Origin of the sequence: Agrococcus citreus, assembly GCF_039527715.1 — a bacterium.
In the GTDB taxonomy this organism is placed as follows: Bacteria; Actinomycetota; Actinomycetes; order Actinomycetales; family Microbacteriaceae; genus Agrococcus; species Agrococcus citreus.
Window position 1 is genome coordinate 286,330 of sequence record NZ_BAAAKK010000004.1, and the last position, 15,718, is coordinate 302,047.

Below are 15,718 nucleotides of genomic sequence, written 5' to 3' on the forward strand. Positions count from 1 at the left end.
CGGGCCGTCACGGAGTCGGCGGCGGCAGCGTCGTGAGTGCGCTCGACGCAGGGATGTCCGCGAGGACGTGCAGCCCAGCGAGGCGGCAGGCCTCGATCCCGGGGATCGCCTCGACCACGCGGCCCAACGGATGCGCACCGGCGGGCCCGAACACCGCCCAGGAGTTCGCGGGTCCGGGCGTGAACCGCGCCGTGTACCGGATGCCGTCGAAGCCTGCCGCAGCGAAGGCTTCTGCCCACATCTGCGGCACGGTGTACATCGGCATCGACGTCAGCTCGCTCGTGACGCCGAAGCGTGCAGCTTCGGGCACGCTCACCGCGGCGAATCGACCCGCGACGCCCACCACGATGCTCGCAGCACGCAGCCGCGCTTCCGCGACAGGCACGCGCCCTTGCCTCGCCAAGCCTCCCAGCGCCTCACGGAGCGCCACAGCGAGAGCGTCGCCCGCGTAGCTCGTCCCTCGAGGCGCCGTGAGATCGAACCGGCCTCCTTTGTCGGACGAGAACCATCCGGGACCATGGCCAGCGCCATGGACACGCACGAGGCGACGGTCGACTGCGAGGTCGACAGCGGGGAAGTCGTCGAGCCGCAGGTCGGTGCCAGGCGCTTCCTGCGCGATGCGCTGCCGGCTCATGCGGACGCTGGTGCGCCCGTGCGCGAGGCGAGGAGCGTGGCAGCGTCCTCTGTCGCCCGCAGCCGCACGCTCTCCTGGTCTTCCGCAGAGCCGCGGAGCATCTCCGCCGGCGTGCGACCCTGCCACTCATCGATCGGAGTGTTGAACCACAGCGCCACGCTCCAGTCGTCAGCCAACGCGGGCTGCAGCAGCGGCACGATCCCGTCGAGCGCCGGTGTCAAGCCGCCGTCAGTGTCGAACTGGAACGACGGATGCAGCGTCACGCCGTCCCGCGTCCGGACACTCAGCAGGCGGTGCTGCCGACGCAGGATCGAGAGCCGTTGCCGGGTCACCCGCTTCCACGCGACCAGGGCGGCAGTGTCATAGAACGGACCGATCAGCTCGTCCCACTCGCTGTGCTGAGTCGACGGCACGGAGGCCACGAGTCGATCGGCAACCCGGCCGACGTCGAGCGCGTCAAGCGCGTCGTCGCCCTCAGCGTCGAGACGCTGCTGGAGCTTTGCGGCGAACTCGACGACCAGCGCACCCGCCACTGGTGACAGCTCGACCGGGCTCCTCACGCCCGCCCCCAAGGACGCGGACTCGCTCGCCGCGATCCGCAGCTCCACGCGGCTGACAGCCTCGCGACCACTGTGCGGGGAGCTCTGGGTTCGCTTCGACATCGCGTCCTCCCGTCAACAGCGTCAACCCATCGTAGGACGAGCCATCGAAGGCGTCAACAGCGTCAATAGCATGAACACCGATCGGAGGAGCGAGCATCTCGGCCTCCTGAATAGTTCAAGAGACCCGCCTCACGGGGGCCGGCGGTCACTCGGCCCGGGACTCGGGCTTCGCCGCCGCCGCGGCAGCCGCCCAGTCCACCCGCTCGCGCATCGCGCGCAGGGCGAAGATCACCGTCGCGACCCCGGACTGCGGCTCCGCGTCCTCGATCGAGCGCCGGTAGAGCGCGTCGATCGCGTCGAGCGAGGCGGTGGACGCGGCATCCACTCCCTCCTGGTCGTGCCAGGCGTGCAGGTGCGCGGCGAGCGCCTCGACCGCGTCGGCCGCGAGCCGGCGCTCGTCCCGCTCGAGCTCGATCGTGATCGGCCGATCCCACGCCGCGGCCGCGAGCGACTCGAGCACGTCGTCCATCCGGTGGACGACCGAGCGCAGCGCCGAGACCGCCCGCACGTCGACGTCGAGGTCGTGACGGTGCCACAGCATCCGCAGGTTGAAGCGGCGCGCTTCACGGGCCTCGTCGACCTGTGCGTCGAGCGCGACGACGCGGTCGCGCAGCTCGGGACCCCAGCCGGCCCAGTCCTCGCGCTCGGGCGGCCAGTCGCCGCGCAGCGTCTCGGCGAGCACCTCGGTGCGCTCGGCGAGGTCCTGCACGGTCTCGTGGATCTGCTGGCGCGTCTCCCGGTCGTACAGCGGCGGCAGCGCGACGGCGTTCACGAGCACGCCGATCGCCATGCCGAGCGTGAACTGCCCGACGTAGCCGATCGCGTAGCCGTCGGCGTCGACGCCGCCGAAGATGATGACGAGCAGCGCGACGACCGGCACGACCGTCGCCGCCTGACCGAAGCGTGGGATGCCCTGCATGAGCACGGCGACGCCCGCGATGAGCCCGATCTTGGCGATGCCGGGCCACTCGACGGCGAGGATGCCCATGCCGATGACCGCACCGACCGTCATGCCGATCGCCTGGCGCAGCGCCGTGCGGGCGACGGTGAAGATCGTGGTGCCGGTGGCGACGAACGCTCCGAGCGGGGCCGCGTAGGCGTAGGCGGCGAGCTGATCGCCCAGCTGGTTGGCCAGCAGCCAGGCGGCCATCGCCGCGAGCGCCGCGCGCACCGCGATCGCGACGCGGAACAGCGGGAGCGCCCGGGCGACCGAGCGCTTCGCGACCTGGGCGGCAGCCTTCGCGTCGGGCGCGACGGCGGCCATCATCGGCGAGAGCGCGCCCTCGCCTGTCACCTCGGGGTCGGCGACGGACGCCGGGCCGGTCGTCGCCGCCTCGTCTCGCTCGCGCACCTCGTCGGGCGCTTCGTCGTGCGATTCGTCCGGTCGGGCCACGGTGCCACCGTAGCCCCGGTCGCGCCGAGGCGTCAGCGGGCGAACGCGAAGCGGGGCCGGCCCGGTGGGAACGGCCCCGCTGGTGCTGCGGTCACGACAGCAGGTTGCGTGCGAGTGCATCCATGTGCGCGCGGTCGCGAGCGGTGACGGCCTGCTCGTAGGCCGCAGCCTCGCGGCGCTGCTGCTCGGTGACGACGGGCTGCATGGCCCAGCGCTCGAGCAGTCGCGATGCACTCAGGGCGAGCCGGCGAGGAGCCGGCAGCGACAGAGTCAGCGTTGACATGATGGTGTTCTGCTTTCTGGCATGGCGATATCGCCCCTGGAATGGGCGTGGGATATCGCACGAGCAATTGCGAGGAATGGGCGCACTGAATTGCACCGAGATGGTGCGGATGCGCGGAATGCGACGGATGCGGCACGGCAGTCGCGTCGGACGCGGGGCCGTTGCAGCCGCTGCAGGTCAGCGTGCGGTGAAGGGAGGCGCAGGGCTCAGATGCCTGCTGTGGCCTGGCGAGTGCGATGCCTCGAGAGGCATCGCGAGCCGTTGGCCCGTGCGCTCCGCGCTAGCGGATCCCGCCGGGGAGGAGGGCTCCAGTGATCTGGATCTTGTCGGTCATGAACACGAGCTCCTCCTTTCTCGACGTGCGGGAGTTCGCAGGAGAGACGCTATACCGACGTCATGGCGGAATGCAAGCGCATTCACAAGATTGCTCGGATCGATTCTCGAATGGGGGACATCGGCGACGCTTGCCGCGTCGCCGGCTCCGGGGAGCCTGTGGATACGGCTGACCGCGGGGCCTCCTCCTGACGTACTCTGCCGCCATGCTTCGGAGGCTCGCATCGGGTGCCGCGCTCGCCGCGGTCGCTGCGGTGGTGCTCGCGGGGTGCACGCCGCCGGAGCCGGTGGAGACGACGCCAGTCCCGACTCCAACAGTTTCCGCTACGGCATCGGGCAACTCTGAGGAAGAGCTGCTCGCGAGGTCGTTCGAGGTGTCCGTCCAGTTGCTCGCGCTGGTGGACCGGGGTTTCCGCGAGGGGTCACTCCCGAGCGATGACCTCCGGGAGATCGCATCCGCGGAACTCATCGCGATGATCGATGCAGATCTTGCCGAGTTCCAACAGCAGGGCCTGCAAGTCTCCGGCTCTTCGGGACTAGACAGTCCGTCACTCATCTCAAATGATCCCGACGATGACGGCGGTGGAGCGCTGGTGCTTGCAACCTGCTGGGACACGTCGGGCACGCGCACGACCGGTCCAGACGGGGAAGTCGTCTCTGGTGGAGTCACGAGACAGCCGCGGCTCTTCGAGATTCAATACTCAGCCAGCGACATGCTCGTCACTCGCACTGGTCCCCCCGCTCAAGACCTGGAGCTGCCCGCATGTGGTTGACGAACGCTCTTGTCGTGGTTGCCACGAGCTTCGCCATACTTCCGCAACCCCTGTCCGGATCGTCAGTCCAGCCGATCTGTGATGCACCCGGCACCGGGTTCGGACCCGGGTACGTTGCGGTCGAGGTGAACTGCGCCGCTTCGCCTACACCTGGCGATGACGGTGCTCCGCCGGGCGGGGGAGCGGCAATCTCGGCGCCGTTAACTCCTCTGTGCGATGCGTTCGCGCAGATGGGCCGCGACTGCATCGGCGCGGTCGACAATCGGCCTGGCGCTGCAGACGTGGGCCAGCCGATCACGATGGCTGACCTCGCCCAGTTCCGCCCGATCGTCGGCGAGCTTGTCGTCGAACCCGACGGCTGGGGCGTGGTCGGGACACCCACGAACTTCTACGCGACAGCCGAGACGCACACCATGCCGGGCGAGCTGTTCGACACCCCGATCCAGGTGCGGTGGACGCCGACCTCGTACGTGTTCGACTACGGCGACGGCACCGAGGAGACGAGCGAGGCATCCGGCACTGCTTGGAGCGGCACGGAGGAGTCGTGGACTGAGACCGCGACGAGCCACGTGTACGCGGCGCGAGAGGACGTAACTGCATCCCTCACCGTCGTATTCACCGCCGAGGTCGACGCGGGCGGCGGCTGGTTCGTGGTGCCGGGCACGCTGCCGGTCGCTGCACCGAGCGTCGGAGTGAAGCTCTTCGAGGTGGACACCGTGCTGACGAACGGCGACTGCATGGCGAACCCGAGCGCTGCCGGCTGCAGCTGATCAGTTCTCCGACTCGTCCTCTTCCTCGCCACCGCTCGCGCCGAAGGCGACGCCCAGCGCCACTCCGATCACGAGCCCCATGCCGATGCCGAGCCCGAGGTCGTCGAGCGCGATGCCGAATCCTGCACCGAGACTCAGCCCGAGCGCGATGCCGACGCCGATGCTGATGCTGCTCCGCTGATCGCCCTGCATGCCGCCACCGTAGGCTCGACGCCGCAGCGCACGCCTCCACCGCGAGGCGGAGATCACCGCACTAGAGTCACCGCATGACGACCTCTTCGCCCGCTTGGGGCATCCTGGCGCCCGGCGGCATCGCGGGCGCCTTCGCGCGCGACCTCGCCGTCGGCGGGCACCGCATCGCCGCAGTCGGCAGCCGCGACCAGGGCCGCGCCGACGCGTTCGCCGCGACCCACGACATCCCGAAGGCGCACGGCAGCTACGAGGCACTCGTCGCCGATCCAGACGTCGACATCGTCTACATCGCGTCGCCGCACTCGCACCACCGCGAGCACGCGCTACTCGCGATCGAAGCCGGCAAGCACCTGCTCGTCGAGAAAGCCTTCACGACGACCGGCGACGACGCGCAGGCAGTCGTCGACGCGGCGCGCGCGAAGGGCGTCTTCGTCATGGAGGCGATGTGGACGCGCTTCCTGCCGACGATGGTCGCCGTGCGCGAGCGCATCGCCGCGGGCGAGCTCGGCGAGCTCGTCAGCGTCACCGCCGACCACTCGCAGATGCTCGACCTCTCCCCCGGCAGCCGCATGATCGAGCCGTCGCTCGGCGGGGGCGCGCTGCTCGACCTTGGTGTCTACTGTGTCTCGCTCGCGCATGCGCTGCTCGGGCCGGTGACGCGCGTGCAGGCGGCGGGCGTTGTCGACGCAGCGGGCGTCGACCATCGGGGCGCCGCGATGCTCACGCACGAGCGGGGCGGGATGTCGACGGTGACGTTCTCGATGGAGACGCTCGGCTCGAACCGCGCCACGATCGCCGGCACGCAGGGGGCGATCGAGCTCGATCCCGCGTTCTACACGTGGACGGGCTTCACGCGCCGCCACGCATCCCTCGAGAAGGAAGCGTTCGTGCCCGAGATGCAGGGGCGCGGCATGCAGTTCCAGGCAGCGGAGGTCGAGCGCTGCGTCGCCGCGGGCGAACTCGAGAGCGCCGTCATGCCGCTCGACGAGACCGTCGCGATCATGCGGGTCATGGACGAGATCACGGCGCAGATGCGCGGCTGATCGCTCAACGTCGCGGGTGGTCGTTCGGCGCGTGGAGCGGCACGAGCGACCACTCGCGACGTTGAGAACGGGGTCAGCGGGCGGCTGCGGCGGCCTCGCGCTCGGCGATGCGCGCGCGCACCTCGGGGCGGCGCAGCGGCGGGACCGTCTGCGGCGGCTGGCGCCGCTCGGGCAGCTCGTCGAGCAGGTGGTGCGTGATGTGCGCGACCTCGGCAACGACCCGCTCGAAGACGTCGCGCGTGCGGTCCGTCGGATGCGTGATCCCCGAGACCTTGCGCACGTACTGGCGGGCCGCGGCCTCGATCTCTTCGTCGTTCGCGGCCGGCTCGAGACCGCGGAGCTCGGTGATGTTCCTGCACATGGCGTCGACTGTAGGCCGCTCAGCGCGGCGCCGCCAGACCCTTGCGGTCGGATCCCGCGTGCCTTACTGTGCCGTTTATCGATATAGCGAAGAACGATAGGGGTAATGATGAGGAAGCTTGATCCCGGCCGCAGCGTCGGCCTCGTGCTGGGTCGCGGCGGCCTGATCGCCGTCATCGTCGTCGCCGCGGTCGGCATCGTCGGCGCGCTCGTCACCTTGGCGGTGCACTTCGAGTACTCGATCAACAACTTCGTGTCGTACGAGGTGCCGATGGTGAGCCCCCTCGACACGCGACCCGACCTCGTCGCCGATGCCGACATCCAGTACGCGACCGTTCACGTGGAGCCGCTGATCGCTGACTCCTCCGCGATCCTGCTCGAGTCGATCGGCGTCAGCTCCCGCTATGCCGTCGCCGTGCTGACATGCGTCGTGGTCATCTGGCTCGCGGTGCAACTGCTGCGCAAGCGGAGCTTCGGCGTCGGCACCGCCATCTCGCTCGGCGTGCTCGCGGCGGCGATGGCGGCCGTGGCGATCGCTGCACCGCTGCTGGAGGCGCAGGCGACGGTCATGGCGGTCGAGGCCCTCGGGCTGCCGACAGCGCCGGACCCCGTCGGCGGTTCCGAGGAAGCGGCGACGTGGCTCATGCCTGCGGTGCCGCACTGGCAGAGCTCGGAATGGTCGCTGCTCGCACTCGGACTGGTCACCGGCCTCTCAGCGCTGCTGCTCGGCCGAGCCGCTCGGCTGCAGGACGACGCGGAGGGCCTCATCTGATGGCGCGGAAGGCCGAGGAGCCGACCGGAGTGCACTGCCGCCTCGACGAGCTGCTCGAGCAGCGCGGCATGACCCTCACCGAGCTCAGCCGCACGGTCGACATCACCTTCGCCAACCTCTCCGCGCTCAAGAACGATCGCGGCCGTGCCATCCGCTTCTCGACGCTCACCGCCATCTGCCGGGCGCTCGGCTGCGAGATCGGCGAGCTGCTCGTGCTGGATCCCGCTCCCAAGCCTGACGAGCTCAACGTCGCCGGTGGTGGCTCAGCCGCCACCACCGCTGCAGCTCCCACCCGCGACGTTGAGGAGGCTAGGACTCCTTCGTGATCTCCACGCTCACGAAGAGCTGGCTCTTGCCGGCGCCCGCGTAGACGCCACGCAGCGGCGGCACGTCGTTGTAGTCGCGGCCGAGGCCGACCTTCACGTGGCGCTCACCGATGTCGATGAGGTTCGTCGGGTCCCACGCGTTCCACTCGCCCGTGAACCACTCGACCCACGCGTGCGACTCGCCGCGGATCGTCTCGCCGATCTGCGCGTTGGGGCGCGGGTGCAGGTAGCCGGAGACGTAGCGGGCGGGGATGCCGACCTGCCGCAGCGCGCCGATGGTGATGTGCGCGATGTCCTGGCAGACGCCCTTGCGGCTCGTCCACGCCTCGGAGGCGAGGGTGTGCACGTGCGTGACGCCCGACATGTACTCCATCTGCTCACCGACCATGCGGGCGATCGCCGCGGCCGCGGCGCCCGGCGTGGGTGACGCATCCTTGATCTCCTGCGCCGCGACGACGAGGTCGTGCGTCGGCCGCGTGCGCACGGTCTGCCCGAGCTGCTCGACGTACTGCGTCGCGCGCATCGAGACCTTCTCGAGCTGCTCCCACGACAGGTCGTGCCCGCCGATGAGGCGCGGGCGCACCTCGACGAGGCTCGTCGCGGTGAGCTGCAGCTCGGTGTGCGGCGCGAGCACGTCGAACGAGACGACCTTCGTGCCCCAGTAGTCCTCGTACGTGTTGATCGAGGTGTTGGGGCGGATGTCGAGGTTCGAGTAGATGACGAACTGGCCGTCGGCGGTCGACGGCAGCATGCGCGACTCGTTGTACGAGGCGACGGCGGGCTGCTCGTAGCGGTAGCCCGTGGTGTGGCGGATGCGGATGCGGCTCACGATGCCTCCCTCGTCCAGGCGGGCATGTTGTGGGTCGGGAAGTAGCGCTCCCGCACGGCGTGCGAGACGGCGGTCGTGGTCGTCTGCACCTTGTCCATGACGACCGGCAGGTCCTCGATGATCTCCTGGATGGGTCGGAACTCGAGCTCCGCGCGGATCTGCCCGAGCATCCGCTGCGCCTGGTCGACGTAGCCGATGCGGTCCTGCCGCGGCTCGATGTCGAGCAGGCACTGCTCGGCGCCCCGCACCGAGAACAGGATCGAGCGCGGGAAGAGCCGGTCGAGCAGCAGGAACTCCGCCGCGTTCGTGCTCGACGGCACGCCGCGGTAGGTGCGGAGGTACGCCTCGTAGGCGCCGACCGAGCGGAGGATGGTCGTCCACGACGGGCCGGACGCCTCGGTGAGCGCTCGGGTCGCCAGCAGCCGCGCGACCATGTCGGCGCGCTCGATGAAGCGACCGAGCGTGAAGAAGCTCCACGCGTCGTCGCGGCTCGCGGTCGAGTCGGCCATGCCGCCCGCGAGCGCCGCGCGCTCGCGCACCCAGCCGAACATCTGGTGCACCTGCTCGGGGTTCACGCGCCGCGGCATGTTCGCGTAGGTCGCGTTGAGCACCTCCCACAGCTCGGTCGAGATGATCTCGCGGGCACGGCGGGCGTTCTCGCGCGCGGCGTTGACGGAGTAGGCGATGGAGGCGGGCTGCGTGCGGTCGGTCGCGAGCGAGTTGACGACGTCGACGCGCGTGAGCTTGCGCTCCGGCGGGGCGTCGTGGCCCATGACACCGAGCAGGGCGCGGCAGGCGGTGTCCTCGTCGACGGCGACGTCCTCGAGCAGCAGCTGCAGGTAGACGTCGAGGATGCGCGCGGTGCCGTCCGCGCGCTCGATGTAGCGGCCGATCCAGAACAGGCTCTCGGCGATGCGGCTGAGCATCATGCGTGGGAGCCTTCCGTGTCGGGGCGGTGTCGTCTCGATACGCGGTCGGCTTCGCCGACTGCTGCTCGACGAGCGTTGGAGGACTGCGACTGCGACTGCGCCTGCCGCTGCGAACCGGAGCCGCGCTGGGACTGCGACTGCGCCTGCTGCTGCTGCTCGCCCTGGCCGCGCGGCGCATCCTGCGGGGACTGGTCCTGCGGGTGCTCGTGGCCCGTGATAATCGCCATCGGTCGCGTCATCGGCTCGCCCGAGGCGCCGAACTCGGCGTCGTGGTCGACGAGCGGCAGCTGCTCGCGCGCCCCGGCGATCACCCAGGTGTCCTTCGAGCCGCCGCCCTGGGACGAGTTCACGACGAGCTGCCCCTCGGGGAGCGCCACGCGGGTGAGGCCGCCCGGCAGCACCCACACATCCTTGCCGTCGTTGACGGCGAAGGGGCGCAGGTCGACGTGGCGCGGGCGCATGCCGTCCTCGACGAGGGTCGGGATGGTCGACAGCTGCACGACCGGCTGCGCGATCCAGCCGCGCGGGTCGTCGAGCAGCCGCTGCTTGAGCGCCTCGAGCTCCTCGGGCGTCGCGTCCGGGCCGACGACGAGGCCCTTGCCGCCGGAGCCGTCGACGGGCTTCACGACCAGCTCGTGCAGGCGGTCGATGACCTCCTCGAGCGCGCCCGGATCCTCGAGGCGCCAGGTGTCGACGTTCTTCAGGATCGGCTCCTCCGACAGGTAGTAGCGGATGAGCTCGGGCACGTAGGTGTAGACGAGCTTGTCGTCGGCGATGCCGTTGCCGACCGCGTTGGCGATCGTGACGTTGCCGAGCCGGGCGGCGAGCATGAGGCCCGGGCTGCCGAGCATCGAATCGGCCCGGAACTGCAGCGGGTCGAGGTAGTCGTCGTCGACGCGGCGGTAGATGACGTCGACGCGCGCGGGGCCCTCGGTCGTGCGCATGTAGACGCGGCCGCCCGAGGTGAACAGGTCGCGCCCCTCGACGAGCTCGACGCCCATGAGGCGCGCGAGCAGCGTGTGCTCGAAGTAGGCGGAGTTGTAGACGCCGGGCGTGAGGACGACGACGCGGGGGTCGTCGACGCCGGCGGGCGCGGCGGCGCGGAGCGCGTGCAGCAGCTTGTCGCAGTAGTCGCCGACCGGGCGCACGCGCATGGTGGCGAACATCTCGGGCAGCGTCTGCGCGATCACGCGGCGGTTGGAGATGACGTAGCTGACGCCCGAGGGCACTCGCACGTTGTCCTCGAGCACCCGCCACTCGCCGTCCTGGTCGCGGATGAGGTCGATGCCCGAGACGTGGATGCGCACGCCGTTCGCACCGACGACCCCGGCCGCCTGCCGGTGGAAGTGGTTCGAGGTCGAGATGAGCTTCGCGGGGACGATGCCGTCCTCGACCGCGCGCTGCGGCCCGTACATGTCGGCGAGGAACGCCTCGAGCGCGCGCACGCGCTGCTGCACGCCCGACTCGACGTGGCGCCAGTCCTCCGCCGTGATGATGCGCGGGATCGCGTCGAGCGGGAAGGGCCGCTCCTCGCCCGCGAAGTCGAACGTGACGCCCTGCGCGAGGTAGGAGGTCGCGAGCGCGTCGGCGCGAGCCCGCAGGTCGTCCTTCGTCAGCTCCGAGAGCGCGTCATGCAGCGGCTTGTAGGGCCCGCGGGCCTTGCCCTTGCTCTCGAACATCTCGTCCCACGCGAGCCCCTCGCGCTTCCGGGGATTCGCGAAGGGCTTGTCGTAGTCGTCGAACAGATCGCCCATGCCGCGAGCCTAGTGGCGCGCTGTTTCGCGCAGATCAACGCTGGCTCGCGGCGCGCAGGATGCGTGCGGTCGCCGTGACCATGTGCCGGGCCATCGCCTCCTGCGCGCCCGCGCTGTCGCCGGCGGCGATCGCCTCGGCGATCGCGTCGTGCTCGGCAACGGCCGTCTCGATGTCGTCGGGAGCATCGACCGCGTGCTCGAACCAGATGCGCAGCAGCGCGCGGGAGGTCGAGAGGAGGTCGCTGAGGATGGGATTGCCGGCCATGGCGGCGAGGTGCTGGTGGAAGGCGATGTCGTGCTCGACGTAGTCGCCGGTGCCGGCCGCCTCCCGCTGCGCGCGCACGAACCCGCGGAGGGTCGCGGCATCGTCGGGCGTCACCACTTCGGCGGCGCGCTCCGCCGCCGCCCGCTCGAGCGCCCCGCGCACGAACGCGACGTGCTCGGTCTGCTCCTGCCCGACGAGCATCGACCAGGAGAGGGTCTGCGGCAGGAGCTCCGACGTCGACGACCGCAGGTAGGTGCCGGATCCGGCGCGCGTCTCGACGACCCCGAGCACCTCGAGCGCCGCGAGCGCCTCCCGCACGGCGGAGCGCCCCACGCCGAGCGCCTCGGTCAGCTTGCGCTCCGAGGGCAGGCGATCGCCGGCCTCCATGCTGTCGCCGAGGAGCAGCTTCAGCAGCTGCTCGGCGACCGACCCGCTCACGGACTTCGAGGCGGTCGCTGATCGTCGGAGCGCGTCGAGGATCGGATCGTGGGTCACGGGACGAGCGTACCCACCCGTCCCATCCAAATTGGTCAACCGGTTGCGCGGTTGTCGTTCTCGGACTACGGTGGCGCAAGGCCCCGAGGACGACGGCGGCCCAGGCACACGACGGAGTTTGCGAATGGACATCGGGATCGGCTCGTACGCGCTGTTCTGGGAGTGGCAGGACCACCCGGACCCGCTCTCGATCGAGGCGATGGTCGACCGCGCCGCCTCGCTCGGCTGCACGGTCTTCGAGATCTGCGACGACCCGCGCATCGAGGACCTCTCGCCAGCCGAGCTGCTCGCGCTGCGCGATCGGGCGGATGCCCTCGGCCTCCGTCTGCAGCTGGGGACGCGCGGCATCGCGCCCGAGCACCTCGACCGCTACGGCGCCATCGCCGAGGCGCTCGGCGCTCGGGTGCTGCGCTCGATGGTGCTCCGCGACGACGCCGAGCGGGGCGTGGACCACGTCGTCGCGACCCTGCGCCGCTCGCTGCCGCGGCTGGAGTCGACCGGGCTGCGGCTCGCGCTCGAGACGTACGAGCAGATCCCGACCGCGACCCTCGTCGCCGCCGTGCAGGCGATCGGCTCGCCGCTCGTCGGCATCTGCCTCGACCCCGCGAACTGCATCGCGGCGCTCGAGCGACCGGCCGACGTCGTCGACGCCGCGGCGCCGTATGCGCTCGACCTGCACGTCAAGGACTTCGCCTTCGCGCGGCAGGACGGCTGGGTCGGCTTCACCCTCACGGGCGCCCGCATGGGCGCGGGCCAGCTCGACCTCGCGCACGAGCTGCGGGCGGTCTACGCCGACGGCCGCTCGCCCGCCGCGATCGTCGAGCACTGGCTGCCCTGGCAGGGCGACAGCGCGACGACCGTCGCGCTCGAGCGCGCCTGGACCGAGGCGACGCTCGCAGCCCTCACCGCGGCCGCCGCGGCCGCATCCGCTTCCACCACATCCACCACCACATCCAACGAAGGAGCAGCACCGTGAGTTCTCGTGCACTGAATCCGCTCGGCGACAAGCAGGTCGAGCTCGACCCGTCGCTGACCGTCGCCGTCATCGGCGCGGCCGGCAAGATGGGCATGCGCGTGTCGAACAACCTCGACCTGACCGACGCCACCATCCACTACTGCGAGGCGTCGGAAGCCGGGCAGCAGCGCATCGCCGACCTCGGCCGCACCGTCTCGACCGTCGACGAGGCCGTGCCGAACGCCGACGTCGTCATCCTCGCGGTGCCGGATGTCGTGCTGGGCAAGGTCTCGGAGCAGCTCGTGCCGATGATGCAGCCCGGCGCCGTGCTGCTCACGCTCGACCCGGCCGCCGCCTACGCGGGGCTGCTCGCGACGCGCGACGACGTGCACCAGGCGTGCGCGCACCCGTGCCACCCCTCGGTCTTCCTCGAGCGCACGACGGTCGAGCAGTACGGCGACACCTTCGGCGGCATCGCCGCCGACCAGGACGTCGTGGCCGCCTTCGAGGGCGCCGACGACGCGGCGAAGGCGCGCACCGAGGCCGTCATCCGCGCGATCTATGCGCCGGTGATCGACGTGCACTGGGTGACGATCAAGCAGCTCGCGCAGCTCGAGCCGACGCTCGTCGAGACCACCGCGTGCATGATCGGGCAGTTCCTCAAGGACTCGATGGACCACGCGATCGAGGAGGTCGGCATCCCGGAGGACGCCGTCAAGGCGATCTTCTTCGGCCACATCGGCATCGCCCTCACGAACGCGCTGCGCGGCTCGAACCCCTTCTCCGAGGCGTGCCACCTCGCGATGGACTACGGCCGCGAGGCGATCATCAAGGACGACTGGAAGCGCATCTGGGACGACGAGGACCTCGACCGCGTGCTCACCAAGATGCTCAAGATCGAGAAGATCGAGAGGAGCTGACGATGGATCCCATCTACCTGATGATCGTGGCGGTCGTCGCGATCGCCCTGCTGCTGTTCCTGGTCATGAAGCTCAAGTGGCCCGCCTACCTCGCGCTGCTCGCGATCGCCGTGCTCACGGCACTCGTCGGCGGCATCCCGGTGCAGGAGGTCATCCCGACCGTCATCGCCGGCATGGGAGGCACGCTCGGCAGCGTCGCGCTGCTCGTCGGCCTCGGCGCGATGCTCGGCGGCATCGTCGAGAAGACCGGCGGCGCAGAGCTCATCGCCACCAAGGCGGCCAACGTGCTCGGCAAGAAGCGCCTCGGCCCGGCGCTGCTCATCGCCTCGGCGGTCGTTGCGATCCCGATCTTCTTCGACGTCGCCTTCATCATCCTCGTGCCGATCATCTTCAGCTTCGCCAAGGCCGCTGGCCACAGGTCGCCCATCTACCTGGGTGCACCAGTCGCGGTGCTGATGGTGTTCATCCACAACGCCGTGCCCCCGCACCCCGGCATCGTCGGCTCGACGACGCTGCTGAACCCGGATGTCATGGGGCTCGTCACGATCCTGGGCCTGCTGCTCGCCGTGCCGATGGCGTTCGTCGTGTGGTTCGTCAACAAGCGCCTGGAGCCCAAGGGCGGCTGGGAGATGTCTCCCGAGGTCGCCGAGAAGTACGAGCACGCCGGTGCAGCCGACTTCGACGAGATCGAGAAGCACCACGGGGAGGTCGGCGACGCGCACGGCCACACGGTCACCAAGGTCGCGAAGGACCCCACGGTCACGCACATCACGAAGCCCAGCGCGGGCACCGTGATCGCGCTCATCCTGCTGCCGATCCTCATGATCGCGGTCGGCACGGTCGGCAAGCTCATCGTCGAGCCGGAGACCCCGGTCGCGAACGTGCTCGCCTTCGTCGGCGCGCCCGGCTTCGCGCTGCTCGTGGCGTGCATCCTCGCGATGTACATCCTCGGCATGCGCCATGGCTGGGGACGCCAGGACATGAGCGACATCATGGACTCGGCGCTAGCGCCGGCCGCGATCGTCGTGTTCGTCACCGGCGCGGGCGGCGTCTTCGCCCGCGTGCTCACCGAGTCGGGCATTGGCGACGCGGTCTCCGGGATGCTGATCTCGGCAGGTGTGCCGATCATCCTGCTCGCGTTCCTGCTCGCGCTCATCTTCAAGGTGGCGCAGGGCTCTGGCACCGTGGCGACGCTGACGGCGGCCGGTCTCGTGCAGTCGACCGTCATGTCGGGCGGCTTCAGCGAGTTCCAGGTGGCGCTCGTCATCCTCGCCATCGCCATGGGGTCGGTGTCGCTGTCGCACATCAACGACTCCGGCTTCTGGATCGCGACGAAGTTCCTCGGCCTCTCGGTAGGCGGCGGCTTGAAGACGTGGACGCTCATGTGCACGATCGTCGGCTTCCTCGGCATGGCCATCATCACCGTGGTCTGGTTCCTGACGGCCGCGCTCGTCTGACCATCTCGGAGCGGACGGCGGCGGGGAGCGGGCTCGACGCCGCCGTCCGTCGTCGGGGCTGACAGCGACGGCGGTCGGGTGCACCCTGTCGCCATGGATGCGATCACCCGACTCCGCCCGGACGGCCTCGTCCGCTCCCCCGCCTTCAGCCACGTCGCGGTCGTGCCGCCCGGCGCGACCACCATCTACCTCGGCGGCCAGAACGGCGTCGATGAGACCGGCGCGATCGTCTCCGCCGACGCCGCCGAGCAGTCGGCACGAGCGATCGACAACGCGGCCGTCGCACTCGCCGCGGCAGGCGCGACGCTCGCCGACGTCGTGCAGTGGACGGTGCTGCTCGCCGAGGGCGCCGATCTCGGCGCCGCCTACGGCGCCGTCGCGCAGAAGCTCGCCGGCGACGGCGAGCCGGCACTCGTCACTGCCGCGATCGTCTCGGCCCTGGGCGCGCCGGGCGCTCTCGTCGAAGTGAGCGCGGTGGCGGCGCTCCTGCCCGACTGATCTCGACGTCGCCCGTGGCGGCTCACGCGCCAGAGCGGCTCGAACGACCACCCGCGAGGTCGCGCATGCTCGGGA

At 70.4% G+C, this 15,718-nt stretch carries 18 protein-coding genes and 1 pseudogene; 9 read left to right on the top strand and 10 right to left on the bottom strand.

Translation table 11 applies throughout. The annotated features are described in order from the left end of the window. Nucleotides 1-7: 7 nt before the first annotated feature. The 4 genes from ABD106_RS08430 to ABD106_RS08445 form a co-directional block, all read right to left on the bottom strand. Nucleotides 8-634 carry an RES family NAD+ phosphorylase gene (locus tag ABD106_RS08430; protein ID WP_343919315.1) on the bottom strand — a complete coding sequence of 209 codons (627 nt, stop codon included), beginning with the start codon at nt 632-634 and terminating at the stop codon, nt 8-10. Continuing rightward, nucleotides 631-1,242, bottom strand: a complete 612-nt coding sequence (locus tag ABD106_RS08435) for a hypothetical protein (protein ID WP_343919317.1) — start codon at nt 1,240-1,242, stop codon at nt 631-633. The genes ABD106_RS08430 and ABD106_RS08435 overlap by 4 nt, the downstream gene beginning before the upstream one ends. A gap of 199 nt (nt 1,243-1,441) precedes the next feature. Then, nucleotides 1,442-2,689, bottom strand: coding sequence for an FUSC family protein (locus ABD106_RS08440; protein ID WP_343919319.1), 1,248 nt, complete (start codon nt 2,687-2,689; stop codon nt 1,442-1,444). A 91-nt stretch (nt 2,690-2,780) separates the two neighbouring features. After that, nucleotides 2,781-2,972 (bottom strand): hypothetical protein, encoded by a 192-nt coding sequence (locus ABD106_RS08445; RefSeq protein WP_343919321.1) that lies wholly within the window; start codon nt 2,970-2,972, stop codon nt 2,781-2,783. Nucleotides 2,973-3,511: 539 nt separating this feature from the next. Between ABD106_RS08445 and ABD106_RS08450 the strand changes: the two genes are divergently transcribed. Together ABD106_RS08450 and ABD106_RS08455 are read left to right on the top strand one after the other, a co-directional pair. Continuing rightward, on the top strand, nt 3,512-4,078 hold the full coding sequence (locus ABD106_RS08450) for a hypothetical protein (protein ID WP_343919323.1): 567 nt from the start codon (nt 3,512-3,514) through the stop codon (nt 4,076-4,078). A 299-nt stretch (nt 4,079-4,377) separates the two neighbouring features. After that, the gene (locus ABD106_RS08455) at nt 4,378-4,848 is read left to right on the top strand and encodes a hypothetical protein (RefSeq protein WP_343919325.1); all 471 of its coding nucleotides are present in this window, start codon (nt 4,378-4,380) and stop codon (nt 4,846-4,848) included. On the opposite strand, the gene ABD106_RS08460 is transcribed toward ABD106_RS08455, so the two are convergent. Then, complete coding sequence (locus tag ABD106_RS08460) at nt 4,849-5,040, bottom strand: glycine zipper domain-containing protein (protein ID WP_343919327.1); 192 nt, start codon at nt 5,038-5,040, stop codon at nt 4,849-4,851. It lies immediately after the preceding gene. 74 nt (nt 5,041-5,114) lie between these two features. On the opposite strand from ABD106_RS08460, the gene ABD106_RS08465 reads away from it, so the two are divergent. Then, a complete protein-coding gene (locus ABD106_RS08465) occupies nt 5,115-6,083 on the top strand; it encodes a Gfo/Idh/MocA family protein (protein ID WP_343919329.1) in 969 nt (322 codons plus the stop codon). Between the two features lie 73 nt (nt 6,084-6,156). Here the strand turns inward: ABD106_RS08465 and ABD106_RS08470 are convergent, their stop codons facing one another. Then, nucleotides 6,157-6,444: a DUF2277 domain-containing protein gene (locus ABD106_RS08470; RefSeq protein ID WP_343919331.1), complete on the bottom strand. Its 288-nt coding sequence runs from the start codon at nt 6,442-6,444 to the stop codon at nt 6,157-6,159. Nucleotides 6,445-6,549: 105 nt separating this feature from the next. Between ABD106_RS08470 and ABD106_RS08475 the strand changes: the two genes are divergently transcribed. Then, the gene (locus tag ABD106_RS08475; protein ID WP_343919333.1) at nt 6,550-7,215 is read left to right on the top strand and encodes a hypothetical protein; all 666 of its coding nucleotides are present in this window, start codon (nt 6,550-6,552) and stop codon (nt 7,213-7,215) included. Beyond that, nucleotides 7,215-7,433: pseudogene (locus ABD106_RS08480) on the top strand (helix-turn-helix domain-containing protein); the annotation flags it as partial. The gene ABD106_RS08475 and the pseudogene ABD106_RS08480, both read left to right, overlap by 1 nt. A 91-nt stretch (nt 7,434-7,524) precedes the next feature. On the opposite strand, the gene ABD106_RS08485 reads toward ABD106_RS08480, so the two are convergent. From ABD106_RS08485 to ABD106_RS08500, 4 genes are read right to left on the bottom strand one after another with little or no spacing between them, the layout of a single operon-like run. After that, entirely contained in the window at nt 7,525-8,370 is an 846-nt protein-coding gene (locus tag ABD106_RS08485; RefSeq protein ID WP_343919335.1) for a transglutaminase family protein, read from the bottom strand. Then, nucleotides 8,367-9,296: an alpha-E domain-containing protein gene (locus ABD106_RS08490; RefSeq protein WP_343919433.1), complete on the bottom strand. Its 930-nt coding sequence runs from the start codon at nt 9,294-9,296 to the stop codon at nt 8,367-8,369. The genes ABD106_RS08485 and ABD106_RS08490 overlap by 4 nt, the downstream gene beginning before the upstream one ends. Further along, entirely contained in the window at nt 9,296-11,053 is a 1,758-nt protein-coding gene (locus ABD106_RS08495; RefSeq protein ID WP_343919337.1) for a circularly permuted type 2 ATP-grasp protein, read from the bottom strand. Before ABD106_RS08495 ends, ABD106_RS08490 begins: the two co-directional genes overlap by 1 nt. A 34-nt stretch (nt 11,054-11,087) precedes the next feature. After that, nucleotides 11,088-11,813 (bottom strand): FadR/GntR family transcriptional regulator, encoded by a 726-nt coding sequence (locus tag ABD106_RS08500; RefSeq protein ID WP_343919339.1) that lies wholly within the window; start codon nt 11,811-11,813, stop codon nt 11,088-11,090. Nucleotides 11,814-11,937: 124 nt separating this feature from the next. Here ABD106_RS08500 and ABD106_RS08505 point away from each other — a divergent pair, with 124 nt between their 5' ends. From ABD106_RS08505 to ABD106_RS08520, 4 genes are all read left to right on the top strand, one after another. Next, nucleotides 11,938-12,789, top strand: a complete 852-nt coding sequence (locus tag ABD106_RS08505; protein ID WP_343919341.1) for a sugar phosphate isomerase/epimerase family protein — start codon at nt 11,938-11,940, stop codon at nt 12,787-12,789. Continuing rightward, nucleotides 12,786-13,688: a phosphogluconate dehydrogenase C-terminal domain-containing protein gene (locus tag ABD106_RS08510; RefSeq protein ID WP_343919343.1), complete on the top strand. Its 903-nt coding sequence runs from the start codon at nt 12,786-12,788 to the stop codon at nt 13,686-13,688. The genes ABD106_RS08505 and ABD106_RS08510 overlap by 4 nt, the downstream gene beginning before the upstream one ends. A gap of 2 nt (nt 13,689-13,690) precedes the next feature. Continuing rightward, entirely contained in the window at nt 13,691-15,145 is a 1,455-nt protein-coding gene (locus ABD106_RS08515; protein ID WP_343919345.1) for a GntT/GntP/DsdX family permease, read from the top strand. A gap of 93 nt (nt 15,146-15,238) precedes the next feature. Beyond that, a complete protein-coding gene (locus tag ABD106_RS08520; RefSeq protein ID WP_343919347.1) occupies nt 15,239-15,643 on the top strand; it encodes a RidA family protein in 405 nt (134 codons plus the stop codon). Nucleotides 15,644-15,718: the final 75 nt, after the last annotated feature.